Raw genomic sequence first — 6279 nt, 5'->3', positions numbered from 1 at the left:
CATTGGAGGTAGGCAATTCATTTATGTTCCCTCAAGAATCAAACACTACACTAGCGTCTTGGTCTGCCGGATTCCGCAGGGGGAAGCTGGTTGTTCCCGGCTGCGGAGAAGGCAACGGATTGCCTTCATCAGGGTGGCTGGAAGCGGGCCCATTCGTTGTATCCGCTACGCCGACGGGTGCTTGCCAACCGGGTGCCCAAGTGGCTCGGGCAGTCTCACTGTAGGCCGTTCCGAGGGCATCGGCCAGTGATGAAAATCAATCCTGCACTGCCTGCGGATTGCACGCGTCAATCAGCCGAGCACGCCCACCGTTGGGGCGCCACGGCACTGACCTCGATGCTCCCAAGCCGCAAGCAAGGGAGGTCACACCGGAATTTCATATATCGAAATTAGAATGAAAACTCCAGAAATCAGAGTTGACGCAGCATTTGAGGGCTTTCTAGAATGGCTTGTTTCCTGGGAGTGACGGAAACCGCTGCCGTCGATGCACGGCAAGCCGCGTTGCAACTCGCGTGTGAATCAGGCCCGAAGAGGGGCCACGCAACGCAGGCCATGGACTGACCCATCGCGCCATTCGCCGCCAGGACGAATCCGCATGACAACGCGCCCCGGCCAGGTCGGGTGCCTCGGAGCATGCAGACATCCTGGCCCCGTCTGGCCAGATCAAGGAGTGCTATGACAGCGTCAACCCGAGTGGCCGCGCTGGCGCGCGGTCTGAAGACCTTCGCCAGCGACGTGACCGAAGGTTTCGTCGAGATCACGCACAACAGCGTGGCATTGCTGGGCGTGCTGGTGCTGCTGCTGGCCGGCCTGCTGGGGACCCAGCCCGACCTGCGCCAGCAGGGCGAGGAACGCCTGACCGAATGGCTGACGGCGCGCAAGGTGGCGGCCATCGGCCTGACGCCCGAAATGACGGCGATCGAGCGCGCGACCGCGACCAACCCGCAGGGGCTGCCCCATGAGCAGGCCCGGGTTGCCTTCTGGATCGCCAAGAAGTACCGCGTCGCGCCCGAGCCGGTGGCCGCCCTGGTGGCCGAGGCGTACGACGCCGGCGCCGCCAACCAGATCGATCCGACCCTGATCCTGGCCGTGATGGCGATCGAGTCGGGCTTCAACCCGTTCGCGCAAAGCACCGTCGGCGCTCAGGGCCTGATGCAGGTCATGACGAACGTGCATTCCGACAAGTACCGGCACTTCGGCGGCGAATATGCCGCCTTCGATCCGCTCAGCAACCTGCGCGTGGGCGTGAAGATCCTGCGCGAATACATCACGCGCGCCGGCACCGTGGAAGCCGGCCTGAAGTGGTACGTCGGGGCCGCCAACCTCGCCAGCGACGGTGGCTACGCCGCCAAGGTGCTGGCCGAGCACGCGCGGCTCTACCAGGTCGCCAAGGGCAAGACGCGGGCAGCGGCTGCCGCCAGCCCGGGCGCGGCGAGCAAGAAGGCCTCGCCTGCGCCGGACGCGAGCCCGGCCGACTCGGCCGTGTCAGGCCGGTCGCCCATCAACGTGGCGGCACTCGACAAGTAGGACGCAGGCGCGCGCGCCGCGCCACCGAACCGCGGCGCCGCAGGCCGCGGCGCAAGCCCTTCCAGCGAACCTCATCCGTAGGCATGTGCCGCCCATCGGCGGCGTCTTCTCCGCACGCGGAAGGCGCGCGGCGCTGCGGGGGCAGCGCTTCTCCTCGGCTAAACTCGCTCCCGTGTGCGACTGGCGATAGGCAGCGGCGCTGGCTGCTGCCGACGTGGAACGCGGTGGCTAGGGGCCGCCCAGCACCACGGGGAAGCGCACCGCGCCGACCGCAGTTGCGGGGCGTGCATCCTGCCGTTCGCCTGGGCGACCCTGGCCTGCCAAGGGTCATCCCCTCTCCGAGAACTGCCATGTTCAACCGCTCCACCCACACCATCGCCGACACCGATCCGGACGTCTGGGCCGCCATCCAGGCGGAGCACCAGCGCCAGGAAGACCACATCGAGCTGATCGCCAGCGAGAACTACGCCTCGCCCGCCGTGCTGGCCGCCGCCGGCACGCAACTCACCAACAAGTACGCCGAGGGCTATCCGGGCCGGCGCTACTACGGCGGCTGCGAGCACGTCGACGTGGTCGAGCAGCTCGCGATCGACCGCGTCAAGCAGCTCTTTGGCGCCGAGGCCGCCAACGTGCAGCCGCACTGCGGCGCCAGCGCCAACATCGCCGTGCTGATGGCCTTCTGCCAACCCGGCGACACCATCATGGGCATGAGCCTGGCCGAGGGCGGCCACCTGACGCACGGCATGCGCCTGAACATGTCGGGCAAGTGGTTCAACGTGGTGAGCTACGGCCTGGACGCGAAGGAAGCCATCGACTACGACGCGATGGAAAAGCAGGCACGCGAGACACGGCCGAAGCTCATCATCGCCGGCGCCAGCGCCTACAGCCTGGAAATCGACTGGGCACGCTTCGCCCGCGTCGCGAAGGAAATCGGCGCGATCTTCATGGTCGACATGGCACACTATGCCGGCCTGGTCGCCGGCGGCGTCTATCCCAATCCGGTGCCGCACGCCGACGTGGTCACCAGCACCACGCACAAGAGCCTGCGCGGCCCGCGCGCCGGCTTCATCCTGATGAAGGCCGAACACGAGAAGGCGATCAACTCCGCCGTCTTCCCCGGCCTGCAGGGCGGCCCGCTGATGCACATCATCGCGGCCAAGGCCGTGGCCTTCCGGGAAGCCCTGTCGCCCGAGTTCAGGCAGTACGCCGCGCAGGTGAAGAAGAACGCCCAGGTCGTGGCCGAGACCCTGACCGAGCGCGGCCTGCGCATCGTCAGCGGCGGCACGCAAAGCCACGTCATGCTGGTCGACCTGCGCGCCAAGGGCATCACCGGCAAGGACGCCGAGGCGGTGCTGGGCCAGGCCCACATGACGATCAACAAGAACGCGATTCCGAACGACCCGGAAAAGCCCATGGTCACCAGCGGCGTGCGCATCGGCACCCCGGCCATGACCACGCGCGGCTTCGGGGAGGATGAGGCGCGCCGCACGGCCAACCTGGTCGCCGACGTGCTCGACAACCCACGCGACGAAGCCAATATCGCTGCCGTGCGGGCCCAGGTGGCCGAACTGACCCGGGCCTTCCCCGTCTACGGATAAGGCACGCGCGTCTCGCCACGCGCTTTCACCCGCACCCGCCAGATCGACGCGCCTGGCATGCCCATCACGGCTGGGACGGGCGCATCCAGCCGCGGCTTCCAGGACGAGACGGCTCCGCCCGGAGCCGCGGGATGCTTCCCCCGTCCAGCGGCAACAGAAATTCGCGGCCCGGACCCGGCCTGCGCGGATCGGTGCGGACCGAACCGCCGGTGCCCGCGGCGGCGAGCGCACGCGGCACCGCGGCGTTTCATTCGGGGACTGCCGGATTGAGCCACGGCGCTGTGCTCGGGTCGCGGCGCGCCGCCGGCAGCAGGCCCGGCCGTCAGCGGGGCAGGTGCATCCGGGCCCACTGCGCGATCTGCGCCGCTGACGTCAGCGCACCCGGCTGCCGCGCCACCTCGCGCCCACCCACGAACAGCGCCAGCGTCGGGATGCTGCGGATCTGGTAGCGCCCGGCAAGCGCGGGAACGGCCTCGGTGTCGACCTTCGCCACGCGCAGGCGGGGCTCCAGTTCGGCGGCGGCCTGTTCGTAGGCCGGCGCCATCATGCGGCAGGGACCGCACCAAGGGGCCCAGAAGTCGACCAGCACGGGGATCTGGCTGCGCTGCACATGCTTGTCGAATGCCGCTTCATCGCCGAGGGCCAGCGGGTGTCCGGTGAACAGCGGCTGCTTGCACTGGCCGCAGGTCGGGGCGCTGCCGAGCTGGTCGGCGCGCACGCGATTGGTCGTGTGGCAATGCGGGCACACCACGTGGAGGGATTCGGTCATGGTGGATTCCAGTTCAGGCTTGGGCGGCGTCGGGGCGCGCCGGGCCTGCCGACGCGTCCCGCCGCGCGTGCTCGATCGCCTCGTGTGCCGCGACCTCGGCCGCGGCCGCCTGCGCCAGCGGTGCGCGGCACAGGCCGGCATGGGCATAGTGCAGGTTTTCGTACAGCGTGGCCGCCACGGCACTCTGCGCCAGCAGCGGCTCCCAGTCCACGTCGGGCTCGAGCAGCAACTCGGTCAGGCGCGCGGCCACGGTGCGGTACTGGTGCGCGTCCACCGGTTCGCGGCTGGCATCCAGCCGCTCCAGCAGCCGGGCCACCACGACCGCGGTTTGGGTTGGAGCATGCGGGGTCTTCATGCCTTCGGAGTTGAGGTCGCAAGGACGAATTGCAAGTCGACACGGCCATCGCCGGACGCAGCCCGCCGGCATCGCGGCCGGCTTTGCTATAACGGCAGCATCCAAGGCCCATGCAGGAGACCCGGCGATGACCAGCTTCACCCTTTCCAGTCCCGACATTCCCAGTGGCGGCACGGTGCCCCAGCACTTCGAATTCAACGACTTCGGCTGCAACGGCCTGAACCAGTCGCCGGTGCTGCGCTGGAGCGGCGCGCCCGAGGGCACGAAGAGCTTCGCCGTCAACGTCTACGACCCGGACGCGCCGACCGGCTCGGGATTCTGGCACTGGTACGTGATCGACCTGCCGGCCAGCGTGCACGAGCTGGCCGCCAACGCCGGCGCCAAGGGCAACGCCAACCTGCCCGCCGGCGCGCGCCAGATCCGCAACGACTACGGCATCCACGCCTGGGGCGGCATGTGCCCGCCCCCGGGCGACAAGCCGCATCGCTACATCTTCACGGTGCACGCGCTCTCGGTCGAGCGCATCGACGTGCCCGACGACGCGCCCGCCGCCCTGGCGGGCTTCATGGTCAACGCGAACACCCTGGCCCGGGCCTCGTTCACGGCCACCTACGGACGCTGAACTGGGGACTCCCCCCAAGCCCGTGCCGCTGGCGCCCCGCCGGCGTCACCGGTCAGCCTGAAAACGGCAGTTGGACGCGTTCGCCCAACAGGTGTTGGTGATCGAAGCAGCGGAAGTCAAGGTTCACGCGGCTCTCGTGAAGAAGGCAAGCGGTCGACTGCGGTTTTCAGGGTCAGTCGAGCGCCCGCGCCAGCCGCGCGATCCCCTCGCGGATCCGGTCTTCGTCGGCCGTGGCAAACGACAGGCGCAGCGTGCTCGGATCCGGGTTTGCACAGTAGAACGGCACGCCGGGCACGAAGGCCACGCCCTGCTCGATCGCCTTGCGCGCGAAGGCGTTGCCGTCGGCCAGCTTGCCGCCCGCGCCGGTCAGGCGCGCCCACACGAACAGGCCGCCGCGCGGCGGCACGAAGTCGATTGCCGGCCCGAGCTCGCGTCGCAGCGCCTCGCCCATGACGCCGGCGCGCCGGCCGTAGACCTCGCGCACGCGCGCCAGCGTGGCCGGCATGTGGCCGCCCGCCAGGTATTGCGCGGCGGTGGCCTGCGCGAAGGTGCTGGTGTGGGCGTCGGAAAACTGCTTGCACATGGTGGCCTTGGCCAGCAGTTCGGGCGGCGCCACCAGCCAGCCCACGCGCAGGCCCGGCGACAGCACCTTGGACAGGCTGCCGCAGTGCACCAGCCAGTCGCGACTGCCCGGCACCTCGGCGCTCAGCGCCAGCAGGCTGGGCGGCGGCGGCGCGTCGAAATACAGGTCGCCATACGGGTCGTCCTCGATCACCAAGGTCTGGTACTGCACCGCCAGCTCCAGCACGCGACGGCGCCGCTCCAGGCTCAGCATGGCACCGCTCGGGTTGCCGAAGGTCGGGATCAGGTAGACGAAGCGCGGCCGGTGCTCGCGGATCAGGCGCTCCAGTTCGTCCACGCGCACGCCGTCGCCGTCGATCGGCGCGCTCACCAGGTCGGCGCCATAGAGCCGGAAGCACTGGATCGTCGCCAGGAAGGTCGGCCCCTCGACGATCGCCTTGCTGCCCGGGTCGACCAGGCACTTGCCCAGCAGGTCGAGCGCCTGCTGGCTGCCGGTGGTGACGATCAGCTGCTCGGGCGCCAGGTCGCGCACGCCCTTGGCCCGCATGAAGGCGGCGAGCTGCTCGCGCAGTGGCTGGTAGCCCTCGGTCGCGCCGTACTGCAGCGCGCCGCCCGGCTCCTGCTCGAGCGCGGCATTCACGGCCTGCCGGATGCCCGCCACGTCGAACATCGCGCTGTCCGGAAAGCCGCCGGCAAAGCTGATGATGCCGGGCTTGCCGAGCAGCTTGAACAGTTCGCGGATGGCGGAGGTCTCGACCTGGTCGAGGCGCTGGGCAAGGGGCAGGGTCATGGCATCGCTCGTGTCGGAAAGCGCCTATTGTCGCCA

General features: G+C 69.2%; 6 protein-coding genes. 3 read left to right on the top strand and 3 right to left on the bottom strand.

Features of this window, described 5'->3' with window-relative positions; translation table 11 throughout:
* Positions 1 to 675: 675 nt before the first annotated feature.
* Both PKA16_RS12085 and glyA read left to right on the top strand, forming a co-directional pair.
* Entirely contained in the window at positions 676 to 1527 is an 852-nt protein-coding gene (locus PKA16_RS12085; RefSeq protein WP_324403479.1) for a transglycosylase SLT domain-containing protein, read from the top strand.
* A gap of 350 nt (positions 1528 to 1877) precedes the next feature.
* On the top strand, positions 1878 to 3125 hold the full coding sequence (gene glyA, locus PKA16_RS12080) for a serine hydroxymethyltransferase (protein ID WP_324403478.1): 1248 nt from the start codon (positions 1878 to 1880) through the stop codon (positions 3123 to 3125).
* A 322-nt stretch (positions 3126 to 3447) separates the two neighbouring features.
* On the opposite strand, the gene trxC is transcribed toward glyA, so the two are convergent.
* Both trxC and PKA16_RS12070 read right to left on the bottom strand, forming a co-directional pair.
* A complete protein-coding gene (gene trxC / locus PKA16_RS12075) occupies positions 3448 to 3894 on the bottom strand; it encodes a thioredoxin TrxC (RefSeq protein ID WP_324403477.1) in 447 nt (148 codons plus the stop codon).
* Positions 3895 to 3907: 13 nt separating this feature from the next.
* Positions 3908 to 4249 (bottom strand): hypothetical protein, encoded by a 342-nt coding sequence (locus PKA16_RS12070; RefSeq protein ID WP_324403476.1) that lies wholly within the window; start codon positions 4247 to 4249, stop codon positions 3908 to 3910.
* Positions 4250 to 4376: 127 nt separating this feature from the next.
* On the opposite strand from PKA16_RS12070, the gene PKA16_RS12065 reads away from it, so the two are divergent.
* A complete protein-coding gene (locus PKA16_RS12065) occupies positions 4377 to 4871 on the top strand; it encodes a YbhB/YbcL family Raf kinase inhibitor-like protein (RefSeq protein ID WP_324403475.1) in 495 nt (164 codons plus the stop codon).
* Positions 4872 to 5043: 172 nt separating this feature from the next.
* Here the strand turns inward: PKA16_RS12065 and PKA16_RS12060 are convergent, their stop codons facing one another.
* Positions 5044 to 6237, bottom strand: a complete 1194-nt coding sequence (locus PKA16_RS12060; RefSeq protein ID WP_324403481.1) for a PLP-dependent aminotransferase family protein — start codon at positions 6235 to 6237, stop codon at positions 5044 to 5046.
* Positions 6238 to 6279: the final 42 nt, after the last annotated feature.

The sequence above is a fragment of the Ottowia sp. genome (assembly GCF_035325765.1).
Classification (GTDB): domain Bacteria; phylum Pseudomonadota; class Gammaproteobacteria; order Burkholderiales; family Burkholderiaceae_C; genus Ottowia.
Note: the sequence above shows the minus strand (reverse complement) of the source record. Positions and strands in the feature narration are given on the sequence as shown.

Bases quoted from the DNA above. Each gene is read 5' to 3' on its own strand.
- PKA16_RS12085 (WP_324403479.1), top strand. From the start codon at position 676: ATGACAGCGTCAACCCGAGTGGCCGCGCTGGCGCGCGGTCTGAAGACC.
- glyA (WP_324403478.1), top strand. From the start codon at position 1,878: ATGTTCAACCGCTCCACCCACACCATCGCCGACACCGATCCGGACGTC.
- trxC (WP_324403477.1), bottom strand. From the start codon at position 3,894: ATGACCGAATCCCTCCACGTGGTGTGCCCGCATTGCCACACGACCAAT.
- PKA16_RS12070 (WP_324403476.1), bottom strand. From the start codon at position 4,249: ATGAAGACCCCGCATGCTCCAACCCAAACCGCGGTCGTGGTGGCCCGG.
- PKA16_RS12065 (WP_324403475.1), top strand. From the start codon at position 4,377: ATGACCAGCTTCACCCTTTCCAGTCCCGACATTCCCAGTGGCGGCACG.